The organism is Gemella sp. GH3 (assembly GCF_013415425.1).
Classification (GTDB): Bacteria; Bacillota; Bacilli; order Staphylococcales; family Gemellaceae; genus Gemelliphila.
Genome location: NZ_JACBYC010000120.1, coordinates 1 through 20,204, shown reverse-complemented (window position 1 = coordinate 20,204; position 20,204 = coordinate 1). Strand labels below are relative to the sequence as shown.

At 30.1% G+C, this 20,204-nt stretch carries 16 protein-coding genes; 15 read left to right on the top strand and 1 reads right to left on the bottom strand.

Annotated elements, in window-relative coordinates:
* The coding region (locus HZY83_RS05085) for a hypothetical protein (RefSeq protein WP_228098462.1) at positions 1 to 2,252 on the bottom strand (2,252 nt) is incomplete at its 3' end.
* Between HZY83_RS05085 and HZY83_RS08265 the strand changes: the two genes are divergently transcribed.
* The 15 genes from HZY83_RS08265 to HZY83_RS05015 form a co-directional block, all read left to right on the top strand.
* On the top strand, positions 2,191 to 2,520 hold the full coding sequence (locus tag HZY83_RS08265; protein WP_218925345.1) for an LPXTG cell wall anchor domain-containing protein: 330 nt from the start codon (positions 2,191 to 2,193) through the stop codon (positions 2,518 to 2,520). The genes HZY83_RS05085 and HZY83_RS08265 overlap by 62 nt on opposite strands.
* Positions 2,521 to 2,607: 87 nt before the next feature.
* Positions 2,608 to 3,834: an accessory Sec system protein translocase subunit SecY2 gene (gene secY2, locus HZY83_RS05080; protein WP_179942991.1), complete on the top strand. Its 1,227-nt coding sequence runs from the start codon at positions 2,608 to 2,610 to the stop codon at positions 3,832 to 3,834.
* Between the two features lie 21 nt (positions 3,835 to 3,855).
* Positions 3,856 to 5,421: an accessory Sec system protein Asp1 gene (gene asp1 / locus HZY83_RS05075; protein WP_179942990.1), complete on the top strand. Its 1,566-nt coding sequence runs from the start codon at positions 3,856 to 3,858 to the stop codon at positions 5,419 to 5,421.
* Positions 5,414 to 7,057, top strand: a complete 1,644-nt coding sequence (asp2, locus tag HZY83_RS05070; RefSeq protein ID WP_179942989.1) for an accessory Sec system protein Asp2 — start codon at positions 5,414 to 5,416, stop codon at positions 7,055 to 7,057. Before asp1 ends, asp2 begins: the two co-directional genes overlap by 8 nt.
* Positions 7,054 to 8,046 (top strand): accessory Sec system protein Asp3, encoded by a 993-nt coding sequence (asp3, locus tag HZY83_RS05065; RefSeq protein WP_179942988.1) that lies wholly within the window; start codon positions 7,054 to 7,056, stop codon positions 8,044 to 8,046. Before asp2 ends, asp3 begins: the two co-directional genes overlap by 4 nt.
* Before the next feature lie 4 nt (positions 8,047 to 8,050).
* The gene (secA2, locus tag HZY83_RS05060) at positions 8,051 to 10,420 is read left to right on the top strand and encodes an accessory Sec system translocase SecA2 (RefSeq protein WP_179942987.1); all 2,370 of its coding nucleotides are present in this window, start codon (positions 8,051 to 8,053) and stop codon (positions 10,418 to 10,420) included.
* A 21-nt stretch (positions 10,421 to 10,441) separates the two neighbouring features.
* Positions 10,442 to 11,947, top strand: a complete 1,506-nt coding sequence (gene gtfA, locus HZY83_RS05055; protein WP_179942986.1) for an accessory Sec system glycosyltransferase GtfA — start codon at positions 10,442 to 10,444, stop codon at positions 11,945 to 11,947.
* A gap of 15 nt (positions 11,948 to 11,962) precedes the next feature.
* The gene (gene gtfB, locus HZY83_RS05050) at positions 11,963 to 13,294 is read left to right on the top strand and encodes an accessory Sec system glycosylation chaperone GtfB (RefSeq protein WP_179942985.1); all 1,332 of its coding nucleotides are present in this window, start codon (positions 11,963 to 11,965) and stop codon (positions 13,292 to 13,294) included.
* Positions 13,295 to 13,302: 8 nt separating this feature from the next.
* Entirely contained in the window at positions 13,303 to 13,476 is a 174-nt protein-coding gene (locus tag HZY83_RS05045) for a hypothetical protein (RefSeq protein ID WP_179942984.1), read from the top strand.
* A gap of 20 nt (positions 13,477 to 13,496) precedes the next feature.
* On the top strand, positions 13,497 to 14,498 hold the full coding sequence (locus HZY83_RS05040; RefSeq protein WP_179942983.1) for a sugar transferase: 1,002 nt from the start codon (positions 13,497 to 13,499) through the stop codon (positions 14,496 to 14,498).
* Between the two features lie 11 nt (positions 14,499 to 14,509).
* Positions 14,510 to 15,319: an SP_1767 family glycosyltransferase gene (locus HZY83_RS05035; RefSeq protein WP_179942982.1), complete on the top strand. Its 810-nt coding sequence runs from the start codon at positions 14,510 to 14,512 to the stop codon at positions 15,317 to 15,319.
* A gap of 20 nt (positions 15,320 to 15,339) precedes the next feature.
* Positions 15,340 to 16,527: a glycosyltransferase family 8 protein gene (locus HZY83_RS05030; protein WP_179942981.1), complete on the top strand. Its 1,188-nt coding sequence runs from the start codon at positions 15,340 to 15,342 to the stop codon at positions 16,525 to 16,527.
* Between the two features lie 157 nt (positions 16,528 to 16,684).
* Positions 16,685 to 17,575, top strand: coding sequence for a glycosyltransferase family 2 protein (locus tag HZY83_RS05025; RefSeq protein WP_179942980.1), 891 nt, complete (start codon positions 16,685 to 16,687; stop codon positions 17,573 to 17,575).
* A gap of 197 nt (positions 17,576 to 17,772) precedes the next feature.
* The gene (locus tag HZY83_RS05020; protein WP_179942979.1) at positions 17,773 to 19,539 is read left to right on the top strand and encodes a YSIRK-type signal peptide-containing protein; all 1,767 of its coding nucleotides are present in this window, start codon (positions 17,773 to 17,775) and stop codon (positions 19,537 to 19,539) included.
* A 36-nt stretch (positions 19,540 to 19,575) separates the two neighbouring features.
* The coding region (locus HZY83_RS05015) for a Rib/alpha-like domain-containing protein (RefSeq protein WP_370520048.1) at positions 19,576 to 20,204 on the top strand (629 nt) is incomplete at its 3' end.

The following is a 20,204-nucleotide window of genomic DNA, read 5'->3' as shown; positions in this document are numbered from 1 at the left end:
GCAAGTGAATCAGCATCAACGAGTGCATCAGTAAGTGCAAGTACGTCGGCAAGTGAATCAGCATCAACGAGTACATCGATTAGTGCAAGCACATCAGCAAGCGAGTCAGCATCAATGAGTGTGTCAGAATCTGCAAGTACATCAGCAAGTGAATCAGCATCAATGAGTGCATCAGTAAGTGCAAGTACGTCGGCAAGTGAATCAGCATCAACGAGTACATCGATTAGTGCCAGCACATCAGCAAGCGAGTCAGCATCAACGAGTGCGTCAGAATCTGCAAGTACATCAGCAAGTGAGTCGGCATCAATGAGTGCGTCAGAATCTGCAAGCACATCGGCAAGCGAATCAGCATCAACGAGTACATCGATTAGTGCAAGCACATCAGCAAGCGAGTCAGCATCAACGAGTGCGTCAGAATCTGCAAGTACATCAGCAAGTGAGTCGGCATCAATGAGTGCGTCAGAATCTGCAAGCACATCGGCAAGCGAATCAGCATCAATGAGTGCATCAGTAAGTGCAAGTACATCAGCGAGTGAATCAGCATCAACAAGTGCATCAGTAAGTGCAAGCACATCAGCAAGTGAGTCGGCATCAATGAGTGCGTCAGAATCTGCAAGCACATCGGCAAGCGAATCAGCATCAATGAGTGCATCAGTAAGTGCAAGTACATCAGCGAGTGAATCAGCATCAACAAGTGCATCAGTAAGTGCAAGCACATCAGCAAGTGAATCAGCATCAACGAGTACATCAGTAAGTGCAAGCACATCAGCGAGTGAATCAGCATCAACAAGTGCGTCTGTAAGTGCAAGTACATCGGCGAGCGAATCAGCATCAACGAGTGCATCAGTAAGTGCCAGCACATCAGCAAGCGAGTCAGCATCGACAAGTGCGTCAGAATCTGCAAGTACGTCGGCAAGTGAGTCAGCATCAACGAGTGCATCAGAATCTGCAAGTACGTCGGCAAGCGAATCAGCATCAACAAGTGCGTCAGAATCTGCAAGTACATCAGCAAGCGAATCAGCATCAACGAGTGCATCAGAATCTGCAAGTACGTCGGCAAGTGAGTCAGCATCAACGAGTGCATCAGAATCTGCAAGTACGTCGGCAAGTGAGTCAGCATCAATGAGTGCGTCTGTAAGTGCCAGCACATCAGCGAGCGAGTCACCATCGACAAGTGCGTCAGTGAGTGCCAGCACATCAGCAAGCGAATCAGCATCGACAAGTGCGTCAGAATCTGCAAGTACATCAGCAAGTGAATCAGCATCAACGAGTGCATCTGTAAGTGCCAGCACATCAGCAAGTGAATCAGCATCAACGAGTGCATCAGTAAGTGCAAGTACGTCGGCAAGTGAATCAGCATCAACGAGTGCATCAGTAAGTGCAAGTACGTCGGCAAGTGAATCAGCATCAACGAGTACATCGATTAGTGCCAGCACATCAGCAAGCGAGTCAGCATCAATGAGTGTGTCAGAATCTGCAAGTACATCAGCAAGTGAATCAGCATCAACGAGTGCGTCAGAATCTGCAAGTACATCAGCAAGTGAGTCAGCATCAATGAGTGAGTCTGTAAGTGCCAGCACATCAGCAAGCGAATCAGCATCAACGAGTGCATCAGAAAGTGCAAGTACGTCGGCAAGTGAATCAGCATCAATGAGTGCGTCAGAATCTGCAAGTACGTCGGCAAGTGAGTCAGCATCGACAAGTGCGTCAGAATCTGCAAGTATATCGGCAAGTGAATCAGCATCAACGAGTGCATCAGAAAGTGCAAGTACATCGGCGAGCGAATCAGCATCAACGAGTGCATCAGTAAGTGCAAGCACATCAGCAAGCGAGTCAGCATCGACAAGTGCGTCAGAATCTGCAAGTACGTCGGCAAGTGAATCAGCATCAACGAGTGCATCAGTAAGTGCAAGTACGTCGGCAAGTGAGTCAGCATCAATGAGTGCGTCTGTAAGTGCCAGCACATCAGCGAGCGAGTCAGCATCGACAAGTGCGTCAGTGAGTGCCAGCACATCAGCAAGCGAATCAGCATCAACGAGTGCATCAGAAAGTGCAAGTACGTCGGCAAGTGAGTCAGCATCAATGAGTGCATCAGTAAGTGCCAGCACATCAGCAAGTGAATCAGCATCAACAAGTGCATCAGTAAATGCAAGTACATCGGCAAGTGAATCAGCATCAACAAGTGCGTCAGTGAGTGCCAGCACATCAGCAAGCGAATCAGCATCGACAAGTGCGTCTGTAAGTGCAAGCACATCAGCGAGCGAGTCAGCATCGACAAGTGCCTCAGTAAGTGCAAGTACATCAGCAAGTGAATCAGCATCAACAAGTGCGTCAATGTCTGATTCAATGAGTACGTCAGAACAAGGAAGCGAATCAGTAGCTCCAAGAGAAAGTCAATCTAATAAAAAACTTTCATCTACAGGATTAGCAGACAGTTCAGCGACTACTGCTTTAGGAATGATTGCTTTAGCAGCAACGCTATTCGCATCAAGAAGAAAAAAGAAAAATAATGAAGAATAGTATGTAGTATATATTATGCAAAAACTAACAGATTGCTTATAAATAGCAATTTGTTAGTTATTTGCTTATAAATAAGGAGAATAAACTTTGAATAGCAGTAATAATATATTAAGGAATAAACTTCTTTGGTTAACATTAATAATTATGATATACATATTAGGTAGTAATATTCCTATACCTAATGTAGCTGTAAATTTAGGTAATCTTAGTGAAGATAATCAATTTTTAGAAATTGCAAGTAGTACCACAGGTGGTAACTTGTTAGGAACATCATTATTTGCATTAGGATTAGGACCTTGGATGAGTTCTTTAATAATATGGAGAGTTTTATCTTTATCTAAAAAATTAAAAATAAAATCTTTAGCACCAAAAAAATCGCAAAGAATTCAAATGATCTTAATGTTAGTTATTGCATTATTGCAAGGATATGTATTAGCAGGTAATTTCGAATATGTTAATAATGAAAATGTAAAGTTTAATATATTTAGTACATTAGCAATACTAATCGCAGGAACTTTCTTTTTAGTTTGGTTAGGTAATATGAATAATTTAAAAGGATTAGGGGGGCCCATAGTTATCGTTGTTGTAGGTATTGTAAAGCAATGGGCGGGGCAAATATTTAATCTATTTTTAGAAAAATATAGCTACTATAACCAATACAAGATATTTTTTATTTTAATTGTTTTATTAGGCGTCTTTATAATGGTACTCGTAATGATTCTATTTGAAATGGCAGAATATAGAGTCCCTGTAAATAGAGTACTTATAAATAATGAATATTTTGAAAAATCTTATTTAGCGATAAAATTAAATCCGGCAGGAGGTCTTCCTGTTATGTATGCTTTGTCCATAACAGTACTACCTTCATATATAATTAGGTTTCTTCTTAGATTTTATCCTGATAATGAAGCATTAAAAGTAATTTTAAAAAATATAGATATTACAGAAGTTTATGGAGTATTAATTTATATTTTATGTCTTATTACTTTAACTATAGGTTTTGCATTTTTAAATGTTAATCCCGAAGAAATATCAGAAAATCTTAGAAAAAATGGAGATTATATAGACAACATAAGACCTGGAAAAAATACAGAGAAATATTTGAGTAGAATAGTATTTAAATTTTCAATTATAGGATCAATATATATAGTGATATTAGCAGGATTACCTGTAATATATTCTATAAGTAGTAAACAAGGTTTTAAATATATGATGATTTCAGGAACAGTTTTGATATTATCTAGCTTAGTTTATAATATATTAGAACAAGTTAAGATAATTTTAATAAGAAATAAATATAAAACACTGTTTTAGATAAAATTAGGAGGATAATTGATGTTTTATTTTATTGCATCTTGGTATAGTAATGATAAGAAATGGGAAGATAATGTCAATGTGTGGTACAGAAATAATGAAAATATGGAGTTTGACGACATTGTAAACCAATTAAGAATGTTTAATAAGGAGCAAGAAAATACAGAATTAATAGTATTAAATTATTCTCCAAATTTAAGATCTTTTTTACACAGACAGGATTTATTAGAAATTGCTTATTATTCTATATTTGATGACATACAGCAAATAAAAACTAATAGTATATCAAATATTAATTATAAAGATTTTAATTGGGGAGATAATGTAGAATATATTTATACGCCTTTTTTAGTTGTTGTTAATAAAAATAATAAGTTGTATGCAAATATAGACTTATCTAATGAAGGTAATATAATATATATTACTTTTTTTGATAATGATAAAATTACTAAAAAATATGTCTTTGATGATAGAGGATTTATATCAAGTATACTTTATTTTGAAAATGAAGTAGAAAAATATAAAGATTACCTTAATGAAGAAGGTATTTGGCAGATAAGAGAAAATATAATTGATAATGGAAAGGTATTAATAAATCCACTATTTAAAGATAATTTTAATAAAAAAGAATATAATAACATAGAAGAATTGATTTTCGAAAAACTAGAGCATTATTTGGCTAAGTCTTCTAGTGAAGATACAATCTTAATTGCAGCAGATGAGCGACATAATGACCTTGTATGTAGAGCAAATAACAATGCTAATTTAGTTTTTTCATTTTTTGAAGATAGATTTACATTTGCAAATTACTTTCCAGATTATTTTAAAACAGCTAATTTATTTATAGCTGATAACGAATTTACACAAAAAAATTTAATTAACAATTTATCAAAGTATAATGTTTATAAAGACGTATATCATGTTACACCTTATGATACACGTTTGAGACTCGGTACTAGTCAAAGAAAAAAAGAATTGATTATATATTTATTAGTGGATACTATTTCGCAACAAGAGTTAAAAGATATAATAAATATAATTTTTAAAGAAATGTTAGATAACAAAAATATAAATTTAGCGTTAGGAACATACGAAAAAAATGGCTATACAGAAAATAGTATTGTTGAACTTGTAAATGAAATAATATCAATTAATGAATATTTTCAAGAGCATATTATTTTTCAGCAAGAAGATGATAAAGTAGCAGAAAATCAACTAGAAGAAAAAATAAAAGACAATGTTAAGCTAGCAGTAATAAATACAGAAATAGATTTAATAAAAGAACTAGAATATGTAAGACTTATAGTAGACTTAGGAGATAAGCCAGATTTATTTACACAAATAGCAGGAATAAGTGCAGGAATACCACAAGTTAATAAAGTTGTTACTTCTTATGTTGATCATAAAAAAAATGGATATGTATTATCTAGGAAAGAACAATTGGTATCAGCTATAAACTATTATTTTGAAGGTCTATCTAACTGGAATAAATCTTTAGTTTACTCTGTTGATAAGTTAATAGAATATACTAGTGATAATATTATTAGAAATATAAAGAATTATATTAGGATGAGTAATAATGAGTAATAAAATAAGTGTTTTACAAATAGGTAGTACAGATTGGAGTAAGAAATATAATATTCCAGAAAATATTGCTTGGAATTATATAGCTCCAGGAAATCTAGAAAATTTTGTTGAAGACCTACAACAACAGCACGAAGCTAGAGTAGAAAAAGCATTAGAAAAAGAAATAGAAAGAATACAAAAATTAAAACAGAAATCTGAATTAAGTGTAATAGATGAGGATGCTATTAGAAAAAAAGTAAGAATAAAAACATTTAATTTAACTTTACTTGATAGTATAGATAGCATTGATGATATTAATTTATTAAAAAAATTCTGTCCAGTTTATACAATATTGTATAATAATAGAGAATTATTTCCAGAGAAATTTTCAGAATTTTGCAGATTAAAACAGCCTAGAGATATAGATTTTTCAAATCCTCAAAATATTATTGATATGGCTCCTAAATCTTTTTTTAAGGGAGGAGGTTACGGGGAAAAGTATTCCTTAGAAGAACTCTCTATAAATCGTAATTTTGATGGAGATATCGAATATAATGGTCATGCTTATATTAAATTAACAGGGAATTTTGGAGATAGTTACAAACAAGTAGTAATATGCTCGCATAATAAACCTATTTACAAAAATTCCCCTATAGAGTTATGGCCAGAATATAAAAAGCAAGGTAATGTTGAAATTCAAATGGTAGTAAAAACAATAGTTGATGGCTCATTGTCAACTATTGATAAAGAATGGATTTTTTCAGAGGAAGATTTGAAAGATGCAGTTATATTAGATACAGATATTAAGGGATATATAAGCGTCTCAATATTTGTAAAAGGAGACGGTGTTTTGGAATTAGGTCCTATTCACTATAGATTCTCACGCTTAGGTTTTGGAAACTTTAGTTTAGGAGGAACTATAAAAAGAGATAGTAATCGTCAAGAATTATTATTTTACTTTAATCCGGGAGATTTGAAGCCGCCTTTAAATGTATATTTTTCTGGATGGAGAGCTGCTGAAGGATTTGAAGGGTTTAACATTATGAATGGATTGAATGCACCGTTTTTATTAATCTCAGATCCTAGACTATCAGGAGGATCATTCTATTTAGGAAGCGAAGAATTAGAGAGTAAAGTCCCAGAAGTAGTTAATAGTTGTTTAGATTATTTAGGATTTACAAACAAAGATTTAATATTGTCGGGAATATCTATGGGAACATTTGGAGCTTCGTATTATGCTCCAAAACTTCTTCCTCATGCAGTAATTATAAGTAAACCAGTTTTAGGGGTTGGGACAGTAGCACTAAGAGAGAAACTTAGAAGACCAGATGTATTTCCAACATCTTTGGATATATTAATGACTATTACAGGCGGACAAACAGAAAATCATACTAAAATTCTTGATAATATATTTTGGGATAGATTTAATAGTGGTAATTTTGATAATACTCATTTTGCAGTAGTTTATATGAAACAAGAAGATTATGATGATAAATCTTACTCTAATTTGTTAAAAAGTTTAAAAAATAAAAAAACTCACCTAAACGCAAAAGGATTATCAGGAAGACACAATGACAATTTTGGTGGTAATATAGTTGCATTTATGAACTTCTACAAAAATATTTTAAGACGTGATTTTGGAAGGATAGATTTATGATAAATAAGGAGTATTTTTCAAATATAATATATTGGGATAACTTTAGTATTAATAGTTATTTATTCGGATCAATAATAAAATTTAAAAGTAAGGATTTTGTTCATTTCAAAAATTTAAGAATGCCATCTGGAAAAGATATGAATGAATGGCTATCAAAAACTAATCATCAAAGTCATAGATATCCACCACAATTACCTATGTTAAAAAAAGGTCATTTGTATAAAATTTATGTAAATGCAGAAACTGTTCCAGAGAATTCTATATATTTAAGAATTATATTTTATGATCGTTATGAGAAAATTATTTCGGAAACAGTTATAAGATCTAACGAGGATATTTTTGTCTATCCTAATGATGCTTATAGTTATAAAATACAGGTTATGAATGCAGGGTGTTCAGAATTGAAATTTCACTACATAGAGCTTACTGAGCAGATAGAAAGTTTTGATAAAAACAGTTTTATTGTAAGTGATATATTAAATAAAGATATAAATTCAGCAGATTTGAATGTAATCTTTATGGAACCAAATCAAAATAAATTTGTAGAAGTTAATAAAGAATTGTTTAAGAATTATTCTAATATAGTAATGGTAACTAGTAAGATATATAATGCCCATATATATTGTTATAAATTTTTATTTGATGAGATAGCTAGTATTTTTGAAAATAATAATTTTAAAAATATAAATTTCTATGGGAATGGTACGTTTTCTGATATAGCGGCTGTTCAATATAAACTTTTAACAGAAAATTCTAAAGCGTACATAATGAATTATTGTCAAGATTATGAAAAATATAAAAAAATATTAGACAATAGTTATATTGCTGGAAAGCTATATTATAAAGATTATAGTAATAGTCAAATATCAGAAGATAGGTCTATATATGTGTATAATTATGAGTTAGAAGATGAAAATTTTATCTTTGATAAATTTTATGATAATAATTATAGAATATTAGAATTACTGGATATCGGAAAAGAGAGGTAATGTATTGGGAAATGTCGATTATTTTTTTCTAGATTATTTTAGAAGAAAAAAGTTAAATAAAATATTAAAAAAAGTAAATAAATTTGCTTCTGAAATATCGAAATTAACAGATAGTGATTTGAAAAATAAAACAAATATTTTTAAAGATATGTTACAAAAAGGTTATTCATTAGATGACATATTGCCTGAGGCGTATGCAGTAGTTAGAGAAGCTGCCAAAAGAGTATTAGGTATGTATCCTTATGATGTTCAAGTGTTAGGTGCAATAGTTCTTCATCAGGGAAATGTAGCAGAGATGAAGACGGGAGAGGGAAAAACTCTTACAGCAACAATGCCACTTTATTTGAATGCACTTACTGGAAAAGGAGCAATTATAGTTACGACTAATGATTATTTAGCTAAGCGTGATTATGACGAATTAGCTGATTTGTATAGATTTTTGGGGCTAACAGTTAGCACTACAGCAATAGGAGAAGATAGGAAAATAAAACCCAAAGAAAAAAGGAAAATATATTCTGCTGACATAGTATATACAACAAACAGTACACTAGGATTTGATTATTTACAAGAAAACTTAGCTGACTCTACAGAAAATAAATTTTTATGGAATTTTAATTATGTTATAATAGATGAGGTAGATGAGGTCTTATTAGATAATACTCAAACTCCGCTTATAATATCAGGATCACCTAGGGCACAATCCAACTTATATAAATTATCAAATACATTTGTACTAACTCTAAAAGAAAAAGAAGATTATAAGTATGATAAAGAAAAAAATGAAGTATGGCTTACTTATAAAGGTGTAGATAGAGCAGAACAATTTTTTGCCATTGATAATTTATATAGTCCAGAATATACAGAGTTAGCAAGGCATATAGTTTTAGCTTTGCGTGCTCATAAACTATTCGAAAAAGATAAAGAATACGTCGTACAAGGTGATGAGCTTCATTTACTAGATAATGTTAACGGAAGAATTTTAGAAAATACAAAAATTCAGTCAGGTCAACACCAAGCATTAGAAACAAAAGAATATGTTAAATTATCTGATGATACAAGAGCTATAGCGTCTATTACTTATCAAAATTTGTTTAAAATGTTCAAGAAAATAAGTGGTATGACAGGAACAGGGAAAACGTCTGAAAATGAATTTATAGATACATATAATATGGCTGTTATTCAAATACCAACAAATAAACCTATGGTTAGACGTGATTTAGAAGATGCAATTTACTGTACGTTACCAGAAAAATTATATGCTTCTCTTAATATGTTATTAGATATTCATAAAACAGGACAACCTGTATTATTAGTTACAGGATCTGTTGATATGTCAGAGATATATTCTAAGATGTTATTACAAGAGGGAATTGCGCATAATGTATTGAATGCTTATAATATTGCAAAAGAAGCTGATATAATAAAAGAAGCGGGTCAAAAAGGTGCTGTAACAGTAGCAACTATATTAGCAGGGAGAGGTACAGATATAAAACTAGGAGAAGGTGTTGCTGAGTTAGGGGGACTAGCTGTTATAGGAACAGAAAAAATGATGAGTAAAAGGTTTGACTTGCAACTTATCGGAAGATCTGGTAGACAAGGAGACCCAGGATTTAGTAAATTTTTTGTATCATTAGAAGATAAAGTTGTTACCAAATATGGAGCAGATAAATTAAAAGAATATTATAAAAAAAATAAAGATAATTTTGATTTTAGAAATCCTGTGGAAATAAAAAATAAAAAAATAAGAAAACTAATAAATAAAGCGCAACAAGCTAGTAGTAACTACGGGGAATCATCAAGAAAGACAACTTTAGAATTTGATGAAAGTATTAGAGTTCAAAGAGATTTAGTTTATAAATATAGAAATAAAATAATAAGTGAAAATATAGATGATAAATACGTGTACAGTATGATAGAAAAAAGTATTGTTAAGTTTATTAAGAATATAAATACAGAAGATGATTTAACATTTTATATATTAGAAAATTTAAGTTATGATTTTAAAGGATTTGATGGTGATTTTGACTTCTCTGATGAAAAAGTAAAAATGGAGATACTTTTCAATATAATAAATTTTGAAGTTACTAAAAAGAAAAATCTTTTAGGAAGTAAGATAAACGAATTTTACAGATTGGCATTACTAAAAGCTATAGATGAGTGTTGGATTGAGCAAGTTGATAACTTACAACAATTAAAAAGTATAGTTATGGGAAGAGAAACGGCTCAAAAGCAAGTAATGTTTGAGTATTATATTGAGTCTAAAAAGTCTTTTGATAAAATGAAACTTGATATCGAAAAAGAAATAATTAGAAATATTTCGTTGAGTAATATAGAAGTTAACAATAAACAAGAACTTATGGTTTATTTCCCATAAAATTAATTGGAGATGATAAAGATGACAATTTACAATTTTAATTTAGGTATAGGATGGGCAAGTAGTGGGGTTGAGTACGCTCAAGTTTATCGTGCAAAAAATTTTCGAGCTATAAATCAAGATGCTAAATTTATTTTTACAGATTTGATTTTAGGAGAAAATATAGCACATTTTACTCAGAAAATTGGATTTAAAAATAGTGAAGTTATTTGGCTATATACTTATTTCACTGATTTAAAGATAAGTGAAACTACTTATACAATAGATGATGTAGAAAATAGTATAGGTATTAAACCTAGTAATGTAGAAAAAAATGGTAGTATAATAAGACTCTATTATAAAGAAAATGATATGTTTCTTACAGCGTATTTAAAAGATGAAAATTCTAATATTGTTAATAGAGTAGAATACGTATCTAGAGGTATGCTGATTCGTAAAGATTATTTTACTTATACAAGAATGTGTTCGGAATATTATACTCCAAAAAACAATGCAGCGCATTTATATCAAAGAAAGTTTTTTAATGAAGATGGTAGTGTAGCTTACGAGGAAATTATAGATGGAGATAATATAGTTTATAAATTTCCAGATAAGATAATGTATAGTAAATACGAATTTATAAAGTATTTTGTAGAAAAGTTAAATTTTACAAAAAATGATGTAGTAATTATAGATAGAAGTACAGGTCAAGCGCAGGCAATATTAGAAAATAAAAAAGATGCTAAAGTTGGTGTCGTTATCCATGCAGAACATTTTAGTGAAAATTCTACAGATGATAATAATATATTATGGAATAACTATTACGAATATCAATTTAATTATTCTGATTATATTGATTTCTTTATTACCGCAACTGATGCTCAAAAAAATCTTTTGGAAGAGCAGTTTAGGAAATATTATAATAAAAATATTGTAGTTTATACTGTTCCTGTGGGAAGTATAGAAAATCTACAATATACAGAAGAAAAAAGAAAACCTTATTCTTTGATTACGGCTTCTAGATTGGCTAGTGAAAAACATATTGATTGGCTTATACAAGCAGTGGTAGATGCTAAACAAAAATTACCTAACCTAACTTTTGATATTTATGGTAGTGGCGGAGAACAAGGAAAATTAGTAGACAAAATATCTGAAAATAATGCGGAAGATTATATAAAGTTAAGAGGGCATAAAGATTTAACAGATATTTATAAAAATTATGAAATGTATATAACAGCCTCTACTAGTGAAGGGTTTGGATTGACACTGTTAGAAGCTATAGGTTCAGGACTTCCAATAATAGGATTTGATGTTAGATATGGAAATCAGACGTTCATAACACCAGATGAAAATGGTTATTTAATAGAATATGATCAAGAAAATATTAGAAGTGGAATAGAAGCTATTACGAATAAAATAATTAGTATATATGAAAATAATTCTTTAGATGAGTTTAGAGAAAATTCATATAAAAATGCTAAGAAGTTTTTGACTAAAGAAGTAGAGAAACAATGGTTAAAACTATTGAATGAAGTAGTAGGAATTTAAAAGAAGGAGATATTAATGATAAATTTATTTGAATATTACAGTCAAGAAACAAAAGATTTGCATGATTCTTTGCAAAGATCAGGTTATGATAATAAGACAGTAGTAATTAATTATGATGGATTTGCTCCAGAAAATGTATCCTCTCCTTATGAGTATTTTATGTATGGGAATAAAGAAATACCAGAAAATCCTAGATACTTCAATCAAATAGAAGTGCCACTTTTCTGGGAAATAAGGGGAAATAACTCTTATGGAGAAATTTATAATTTTGATAATAAAAAAGCGAATATTTATTATACAACGCCAACACACAAAAGAATAGTAAGTGAAGTTGAGTGGTTAGATAACAATAATATTGTTAGAAGTAAAGATTATTATAATAAATATGGTTATAGATATGCAAATTCTATATACAGTAAAGATGGCGAGTTGATTACAACTAGCTATTATAAAGAAGATGGAAAAGAGGTTATTGTAGAAAATCATATTACTAATGACATAATATTAAATGAAGATCAAGGAAAGATAAAGATATTTAAATCTAAACTTGAATTATTAGATTACTATATCTATATGGAAAAATTAACTACAGATAAAATTATTTATAATAACTTATCTCTTCCTTTCTTATATTCTTTTAACAATGCAGATAAGAGTGGTAATGATACGTTAGTTTGGCAAGAACCTATACACGGTGAATTGCCAGGTAATATGCAACTGATATTAAATAGTACGGAAACAAGGACAAAAAATATATTAATATCTGATAAACAAGTCTATGAAAAAATTATGCAACTTGCTAATGAAGATGCTAAAGAAAAGATACAATATCTAGGGTATGTATATAATTTTGTAAGAGAAAATAATAATAACCCCAAAATTTTAATTTTAACTAATTCTGATCAAATAGAAAAAATAGAAGATTTGCTATCAGAATTGCCAGATTTTCATTTCTATGTGGCAGCTATTACAGAGATGTCGCCTAAGTTGTTATCTTTAGTAAAATATCCTAATATTACATTATTCCAAAATGTAGAACAACCTATAGTAAAAAAACTATTTGCTAATTGTGATTATTATTTGGATATAAATTACAGCAATGAGATACTTAATGCCATAAGGACAGCATTTGAAAATAATATGATTATTTATGGTTTTAATAATACTATCCATAATAATAAGTATATTGCAGAAAATAATATTTATTCTCCAGATAATTTTATTAATATGGTGGAGTCTATCAAAAAAGCTAAAGTATATGATAGTTATAGAATGCAATTATTAGAGAGTCAAAGATTACAAGCTAGTTCAGTAAACCCAGAACATTATAAAAAAGTGTTGAAATAGAGGTATATATGGAAGATAAAAAAACGAATATACTAGAAAAAGATATAGAGCGTAGAATTAAAGAAGAAAGATATGAAGTTGTAGACAAAGAAGAAAAAAAAGAGAAAATAAATATAGCTAACATAGCTATAGTACTGTTATTTATATCTATATTATTTAGTTTATTAATTAGCTTTTTATAAAATAGGATAAGGAGAAATATATGAGAATTCATATTACAAATTTATATGGTCATTCACCTAAAAGTACAGCACAGCTAGCTCAAAATCTTACTACAAGTATAGCTAAATCTTTAGGTTTTAGCGAATTGGGTGTTTATGCTTATGATATAAATGCAGATAATGATATAGAAATGCGTAAAAGAATTGATGGTATTATTGCATCTATTAGTCAAGGGGATGTAGTAATTCTACAATTACCTATGTGGAATACACATAGATACGAAGAAACATTCATTAATGCGTTAAGAGGTTACGCTGATCTAAAAATAGTTATTTTCATACATGATTTTATACCGTTTATGTTTGAGCCTAATAGATATTTATTACAAGATTATATTGAGATTTTTAACAAAGCAGATGCTCTTATAATCCCTTCGCAAAAGATGTATGATATTCTAAGAGGAGAGGGGCTAACTGTTGATAAATACTTAATTCAGCATATATGGGATATTCCAAATAATTTATGGTTGAATAATCCTATTTTTAGCAAAACTCTAAATTTTTCTGGGCAACCAAGTAAGTTTAAATTTTGTAATGAATGGAATTATCAGACAACTCTTAAGATATTTGGAGATAGTGAAAACATTGATACTAAGGAGAATGTTATTGCTGCTGGGTGGCATAATCAAGATAGTCTTATGTTAGAATTATCAAAAGGTGGCTTTGGACTAGTTTGGTCGGAAGATGATTACTGGAGTGAGTATATGACTATGAATGTAACGTACAAGTTAAGTACATATCTTGCAGCTGGTATACCTGTAATTGTAAAAAGAGGTATTTCTAATCAAAGTATAATAGAAGAGAACGAATTAGGAATTATCTGTGATACATTAGAAGAAGCGGATAATATAATTCAAAATATAAAAGAAGATGAATATTATAAATTGACAAGTAATGTTAAGAAATTTTCTACCTTATTAAATGGAGGGTACATTACGAAAAAACTTTTTATTGATATGATAAATCTTCTTATGAAAAAATAGGACGTGTTTTTATGATTTATATAAATGTAAAAAATATTGATGATAGTTTAGATTACATATTAGAAAATAATAGTTCGGTCGCTAGATTTGGCGATGGGGAAATAGATATTATTTCGGGAAATTCTATTCCATATCAAGAATATGATAAGGATTTAGCAGATAATCTAAGAAAAATATTGCAAACAGAGAGTACTGCTGATTTTTTAGTTTGTTTGCCAGATGTTTTTGAGAATATGGAAAGGTATAATGATTTTGCTGTTAATTTTTGGAGAGGGCATTTAGCTCATTATGAGCAGCTATACAAAGAAGTTTGTACGTCTAACTGGTACGGAAGTACATTTATTTCTAGACCGTATATTGATTTACTAGATAAAACAAAATCTCATAACTACTTCAATAAGATAAAAAATTTATGGAAAGATAAGGATCTTTTAATAGTAGAGGGTGAAACATCCCGCTCAGGTGTAGGAAATGATTTATTTGCTAACGCAAAATCTATCAAGAGAATTATTTGTCCTTCCAAAAATGCTTACAGAAAATTGTCGAAAATAGAAGAGGAAATAATAAATTATGCTGATAATAGATTGGTGTTAGTTATGTTAGGTCCTACAGCAAAAGTTTTGGCATACAATCTATGTAAAAAAGGAATTAATATAATTGATATTGGTCATATCGACTCAGAGTATGAGTGGTATAAAATGCAAGCTACACATAAAGTTAAGCTATCTACAAAGCATACAGCAGAATTTAACTATGATAATGATATAACTTTTGAATATGATGAGAATTATAATTCTCAAATTTTAGTTAATATTAATTAAATAATTTTAGGAGATGAAGTATGAAAAAAGCGATAGTACTAGCAGCTAACTATAGTTATGCAGATCAAGTAAGGACTACTATTAAATCTGTTTGCTATCATAATAGAGATATAAAATTTTATTTAATAAATAGTGATTTTCCTAACGAGTGGTTTATAAACCTTAATAAGAAATTAGAGAAATTAAATAGTGAAATTGTTAATGCTAGAGTAGATATCAACCAAGTAAACAGGTATAAGACAGATATAAGTTATACAGTATTTTTACGTTATTTTATCCCAGACTTTGTAGAAGAAGATGTTGCTTTATATTTAGATTGTGACTTGGTTGTAACTAAGGGATTAGATGAATTGTTTTCTGTTGAACTAGAAAATTATTCTTTAGCAGCAGTAAAAGATTTGGGTGGATTAAATTACTACAATGAAGTAATATTTAATGCAGGAGTCATGCTAGTTAATAATAAAAAATGGAAAGAAGACAATACTTTACAGAAATTAATAGATTTGACTAATGAATTTCATAATAAGGTGTCACAAGCGGACCAAAGTATTTTAAATATGTTATTTAAAGATAATTGGCTTGAGTTAGATTTTTCTTATAATGCAATAACTCTGCATACAAATTTTGCGAAATATGATATACTTGCCGATGATTATCCTACTATTATTCATTATTTAACAGAAAGAAAACCTTGGAAAATATATTCTCAATGTGTCTTTAGAGAAGTATGGTGGTTTTATAATAATTTAGATTTTATCAATATAGATGGTGATGTTCCAGAATTATACAAAAATATGATTGTTTCTAATTTTGAGAAGACTGTATTGGTATATACATACACAGATAGTTTGCTTAATATAGATTATTTGATAAGAAATTTACCTAAAGTAAAATTTGTAGTTGCTGCTCCCGTAGTTGTATCTCATAATATATCAAGGCTTTTGAAATATAGTAATGTAGAAATAGCTTCTGATATTGCAGTTATAAGAGGTTTTGGTAGTTACTTAATATCTATTAGTGATATATTGTTAGATATTAATTATGGAGGAGAAGTAGATAACGTAGTTAGTCTTTTTGCTGAACAAAACAAACCTGTATTAGCTTTTAAATCTATGAAACATGGCGAACAAGGACAAGTAGTTTTTGAAGATAATACACCAGAAGATATGGTTAACTATATAAAGAGTACATTAATGAAAAATATTTAATGATAAAGATTATTTTAATTTTTATAAACTTAAAAATTTTAATAATGATATGTGATATTAATTTTTAGTAATTAATAATCAGTTAATAGTGAAATACGGGTGATGGTGTAATTACCATTTACCCGTATTTATATAATTGTGATATGGAGGTTATTTAATGACAAAGATAAGTGTAGTAATTCCAGTTTATAATGTTGAACAGTATTTGAGAGAATGCTTGGATAGTGTTATTACTCAAACTTACAAAAATTTAGAAATAATTTTGGTAAATGATGGTTCTACAGATAGTTCAGGAAGAATATGTAATGAGTATGCAAGAAAAGACGATAGAATAAAAGTTTATCATAAAAAGAATGGTGGAGCATCTGATTCTAGAAATTTTGGTTTAGAAAAAGTTACTGGAGATTTAGTTACTTTTATCGATTCAGATGACTGGGTAGTAAATGACTATATAGAGATACTATATAATGAACAAGTAAAAACTGACGCTGATATAGTAATAGGAAATTATTTAAAGTATGATGAATCAGACGGAAAATTTTATTACTATGTTTTAGATGAAGATTTTGTAGTAGAGGAGGTTGATTCTATAGAAGCTGTTGTTAGGCAAAGTGCTTGGAAGCATAACACTTCGGCTTTTATAATTCTTGTAGGGAAGTTATTCAAAAAAGAGATATTTAATAATATTCATTATCCTGTCGGTAAAATATTTGAAGATGATTTTACCACGCACAAATTATTATTTAAAAGTAAAAAGACAGTTTTAGTAAATGGTAATTATTATTTTTATAGAACAAGAGAAAATAGTGTTATGACTTCCGGTTTTACTTTGAAAAGATGTTATGATTTAGTTGATATGATTAATGAAAAACTTGCAGATATTGTTCTGTATGGTGGAGATTTACATGATGCAAGAAATAGGGCGTACAAGCTATTAGACGACTATAAAAATCTTTTGGAATATAATTGTTTAACTTACGACCCTATATATAAAAATATACTACAAAAAAAGGAATTATATGAGTTAGGGAACGAGAAAAATAAATAATTATGAAGACGCTATATATATATATATATATATATATATATATATATAGCGTCTGTTTATAGCGTTTGTGTTGCGGATTTGCTGAGGTGGTTGACAAAATATAAAAAAGTACTTATAATTAACGTAATAGATTGTGTAGTTGTTTGTAATCTATTATTCATATTTTAAAAAAATTTAATTTATAAGGAGAAAACTTTATGAACAAGAAAAAGTTTGATTGGTACAAAGTGAGGCAACGTTTTTCTATAAGAAAGTATCATTTTGGAGCTGCTAGTGTAATTTTAGGAACGTTGTTATCGCTAGGGGTGTTGTCATCAGATGCTTCTGCCAATAATACTAATTCAGAGCCGGTTTCATCATCGGATGTTAATTCTGAGAAACCTACCTCTGAAAGAACGGTATCACCAGCAAGTAATACAGCATTCCGTAATGCTCCACAAGAAAACGAGTTAACTATTTTAAATATAGATGTTGCTGAATCTACTGTTACTATCTTAACTAAAAATGCTGTAAAAGTGGAAGCTACTCTAGATGGACAAAAAATAGCTTTGTCTGGAGCAGATGGTAGTTATAGTTTTGAACGTCCTTTAAAGGGAGGGGCTCTTTCTGTAAAAGTTACTGATAAAAATGGTTTGGAAAAAACTCAAACTACTCAAATAGAGCCTACAACTGTAAATGGTAATATTAATGCTAATAGGCCAGGTATAGATGTAACAAATCACTTTGATTTAAATGGTATAACAAAACCTTCTCAAAAAGGATTGCCTAGTGAAACTAATGTATTATATGCAGGTACTGAATTAGAAAGTATATCAGGTAGCACTATCACCTTAAACTCTACATCTTGGACGCAACTTGCTAGTGGATGGCAAAAAGATGGAACATATCCATTGGCAGGTCATTATGTATTAGCGTTTCAAAATCCACAATTTTATGAAAATATCGACAGTATTTCTGTAAATAATGTTCAATTTAAGAAATACAATGGGGATCCATCTACGTGGGCAGTAGAGTTATTAACAAAAACTTTTAGCACAGGGTTAATTGGAACTAAGTATGAGAATAAGGTTATTGTTAAATTAAAATCAGGAAAAACTTTGCAAAGTTTAGGATTAGCGAATACGCCTATTTCATTTACATCTGGTTGGGTAACAGGAAAAGATTACAGTAAAAAAGAGGGGCCTAATAAACTTGTGGCTGAATCAATAGATAATAGTTGGTTTAGTACAAACAATAAAGGATTAAATGATTCAGATAGAGGAGTTCGTAATAATTTCACAGGAACTAAGAAAGATGCAGCATCTAATGTGCCACCTATTTTAAAAGTATTACCTGATTTACATGGTGGAAGTTTAGGTGTAACATCAAGTATTAAAGCTTTATATATGATTACTCCATCAGGAGCATATGGATTACTAGGGCCAGCTAATACTTATCAAACTTTACCTTATTTTATTCAAAAAATTCCTAAGGAGTTATTACCATTTATAAATACTAAAAATATTAGTATTTACCAATCTAATTCAAATGGAAAGATATTAGAAAACAAACAACGTCTTTACATAAATTCAGATAATGAGGGAGTTGTTGATACTAGAACTAATAATCAGTTAACTATTGCAGGAAAAAGTTCTCAAGCAGATGTAAACAGAGTACGTAATTTCTTTAGAGATAATTTGTTTAACTATACTTTGGGGCAACCATTATATGTTACAGTAGAATATGGGCTTAAAAAATCAAAAGATTCTGTGGAATTAGCAAAAGAGTTAAATAAAATTATCCAAGAACAAAATGGAACTTTAAATTTTGAAGGTTGGATGGGACGTGAAACTAAAAGTGGAACAGCCGAAACTGGAGCAAATGAACCAGGTGTATTAAGAGGATCTTATGCTAATGCATTTTTAGATACTAACTTGTTAACTTTAAATGCTCCTGATAAGCAAACGTATGATGTTTCGTACTAAGATTCTACTGTTGAGGCAGGAGAAACAACACAAGCTATAATTCCTAAAATAACAGATATTTCAACTAGACAAGTAGAAGTTCCAGCAGGATCTGTATTTAGATTAGGAGCTAAGCCAGCTAATTTAAGTGATGTGAAAATTGATCAAAGCACAGGTGTAATAACTGCGACAGTTGATAGCAGTACACCAGATGGTACAGAAATTGTAGTGCCAGTAAGTTTAACATATCCAGATGGTACTGTATCTACTACAAATGCAAAAATAATAGTAAAATCTACAACTAAAGATAAAGATAAATATGAACCAACAGCGAAAACACAAGAGGTAAACAAAGGAGAAACACCAAATGCGAAAGATAGCATAGGAAATGTTTCAGAGTTACCAGAGAACGCAACGTATGAATACAAAACTCCAGTAGATACAAATACAGCGGGAGAAAAAGATGCAATAGTAGTTGTAACATATCCAGACGGAACAAAAGATGAAGTACCAGTCAAAGTAACTGTTAAAGAAAAAGATGCGGATAAATATACACCAACAGAGAAAACACAAGAGGTAAACAAAGGAGAAACACCGAACGCAAAAGACAGCATAGGAAATGTTTCGGACTTACCAGAGAACGCAACGTATGAATACAAAACTCCAGTAGATACAAATACAGCGGG

What these genes read in the sequence shown, in the direction of transcription:
- asp1 (WP_179942990.1), top strand. Translation starts at nt 3,856, where the DNA reads ATGTTTTATTTTATTGCATCTTGGTATAGTAATGATAAGAAATGGGAA.
- asp2 (WP_179942989.1), top strand. Translation starts at nt 5,414, where the DNA reads ATGAGTAATAAAATAAGTGTTTTACAAATAGGTAGTACAGATTGGAGT.
- asp3 (WP_179942988.1), top strand. Translation starts at nt 7,054, where the DNA reads ATGATAAATAAGGAGTATTTTTCAAATATAATATATTGGGATAACTTT.
- gtfA (WP_179942986.1), top strand. Translation starts at nt 10,442, where the DNA reads ATGACAATTTACAATTTTAATTTAGGTATAGGATGGGCAAGTAGTGGG.
- gtfB (WP_179942985.1), top strand. Translation starts at nt 11,963, where the DNA reads ATGATAAATTTATTTGAATATTACAGTCAAGAAACAAAAGATTTGCAT.
- HZY83_RS05045 (WP_179942984.1), top strand. Translation starts at nt 13,303, where the DNA reads ATGGAAGATAAAAAAACGAATATACTAGAAAAAGATATAGAGCGTAGA.
- HZY83_RS05040 (WP_179942983.1), top strand. Translation starts at nt 13,497, where the DNA reads ATGAGAATTCATATTACAAATTTATATGGTCATTCACCTAAAAGTACA.
- HZY83_RS05035 (WP_179942982.1), top strand. Translation starts at nt 14,510, where the DNA reads ATGATTTATATAAATGTAAAAAATATTGATGATAGTTTAGATTACATA.
- HZY83_RS05030 (WP_179942981.1), top strand. Translation starts at nt 15,340, where the DNA reads ATGAAAAAAGCGATAGTACTAGCAGCTAACTATAGTTATGCAGATCAA.
- HZY83_RS05025 (WP_179942980.1), top strand. Translation starts at nt 16,685, where the DNA reads ATGACAAAGATAAGTGTAGTAATTCCAGTTTATAATGTTGAACAGTAT.
- HZY83_RS05020 (WP_179942979.1), top strand. Translation starts at nt 17,773, where the DNA reads ATGAACAAGAAAAAGTTTGATTGGTACAAAGTGAGGCAACGTTTTTCT.